This window comes from Streptomyces aurantiacus JA 4570 (assembly GCF_000414115.1).
Classification (GTDB): Bacteria; Actinomycetota; Actinomycetes; order Streptomycetales; family Streptomycetaceae; genus Streptomyces; species Streptomyces aurantiacus_A.
On record NZ_AOPZ01000011.1, the window covers coordinates 1 to 2,023 of the forward strand.

A 2,023-nucleotide genomic window follows, 5' to 3' on the forward strand; every position below is an offset into this window, starting at 1 on the left:
GCGCAGATCCGCGCAGCGCGGGCGGAGCCGAACCGGGTCACCGCGCCGGTCGCGCTGGATCCGGGCACGCAGACCAACGCGGACATGTCCGGAGCACTGCCGCGCATCGCCTCCGCGCTGGACCTGCCCGCATCGGCGGTGCGCTACCAGCCCGACCCGGACTCCAACCGGCGCGGTGACCTGGTCATCGTCCCCGAGGACATGCTGGCTGAGACCGTCGAGTGGGAGGGCCCCTCGAACTTGGGCGGCTCGATCGCGGACCCGCTGGTGATGGGCCGCTACGACGACGGCTCGCCGCTGCTGCTGTGGCTGCCCGGCGACCCGGAGACGGGCCGCAACAGCACGCACGTGCTGATCGCGGGCGGAACCGGGTCCGGCAAGGGCGATGCTGCCCTGAACCTGCAGACCGAGATCATGTCCCGCCGCGACGTCGTGCTGCTGATGTCCGACCCGAAGGCGTTCCAGGACTTCCGTCCGCTGCTGCCCGGCTACGACTGGGCAGTGGAGGGCGGCACCCCGTCCGAGGTCATGGTTGCGGCCGTCCAGGCGGCAATCCCGGCCCGCACGGCCTGGCTTGGCGCCCACAGCTACCGCCAGTGGGTGCCTGAGGCCGCGCGGGAGCAGCGCGACCCGGCCCACTCCTGCCGCCCGGGCGGGGCGTGCGGCTGCCCCGGCATGCCGTTCATGGTGGCCTGGTTCGAGGAGGCCGCGAACACCCTGCGGTTCATCGGCGATGACGCGTTCACCGGCATCGCGCAGGAGGCCCGCTCCGCGGGCGCCGCCCTGGTGGTCTCTCTGCAGCGCCCGTCCTACGACCAGATGTCGACGTCCACGCGGGCCTCGCTGCCGTCCGTGGTCGCGCTGGGCTGCGCTCCCGACGACGAAGGGTTCAGCCTGCCCGACGAGGTCCTGGCCGCGGGCGCGCACCCGGGGGCGTGGCGCAACCGGCGGCCGGGCTACTGCTACGTCGTCTCGCCCGGCATCGACGAGGACCGGTACGCCTCCCCGGGACGCACTCTGCGCTTCACGCCGCGCTCCGTGGACACCATGCAGCTGCTCGCGCTGTGGGCACAGCGCCACGGCGCCACCGCCGACCCCGTCACCGCGCGCGCCCTCAAGACCGTCGCCGGAACCGCGTACACCGGCCGCCCCGCACCCGACACGGGCAGCGCGACGGCCGTGCCGCCGGCGACACAGGTTCGCGCGGACGACGACCAGGCCGTCGACGACGACGGCCTGTTGGTCGACCCCGAGGACGAGGGCATCGACGAGGAAGCGGAGCTGCCCGAGTCTCAGCAGGGCGACGACGTCCCGTTGTTCGGGCAGGAGACGGGCCGCAAGCCCTCCCCGGAGGAATCCCGTCGCCTGTTCGCCCAGGCGCTCGATGAGTTCGAGGCCGCGGGGCTGATGGTCGTGGGCCCGAAGGACTTCATGGACTGGTGCGACCGCCACGGTCTGTCCCGCCCGTGGGTGTCCGCGCGGCTGAAGGAAGCCGCCATCGAGGGCCGCCTGGAGCCGACAAGCCAGACCGGTCGGTGGCGGATCGTCCCCCGCCCCGACGGCGGGACGCCCGCTGCCCTGACGGCGGCCTGACGCCTGACACCGTCACGGCCGCCTGACACCCAAACCCCTAGGCACACGCGGTGTCACGCGCCCTGACAGTGGGCCGCTGACACCGCCTGACACCCCTTGCTTGACACCCGGGCCCAAGACCCGCACGCCCCGCGCACGGGCGACGCGCGCGGGGTGTGCGAGCGCCCGGCCAGGCCGGAAGGGAGCACCGCATGTCCCACCCCGAGCGGCCCACCGCCGTCGAAGTCCATCACCCCATCCCGATCACGTCCGTTGAGCCGTACGCCGCGCCGCTGGTGCCCGCGCAGTCGGGCATCGAGCGTCAGCCGGTGGTGTGGGTGCCGGACGCCTACGGGCGCATGGTCCCCATGCCCAAGCACCTCGCCCCGCCGCCCGTCCCGGCCACCGAACCGCGTGACCTGTCCCCGCTGCCGCTGCTCGATCCCGTCGC

1 protein-coding gene and 1 pseudogene are annotated in these 2,023 nt (G+C 73.8%); both read left to right on the plus strand.

Annotated elements, in window-relative coordinates; genetic code table 11:
* Positions 1-1,593: zeta toxin family protein (locus STRAU_RS01540; protein ID WP_052028915.1), on the plus strand; the 1,593-nt coding region annotated here is incomplete at its 5' end.
* Between the two features lie 191 nt (positions 1,594-1,784).
* Positions 1,785-2,023: pseudogene (locus STRAU_RS01545) on the plus strand (hypothetical protein); the annotation flags it as partial.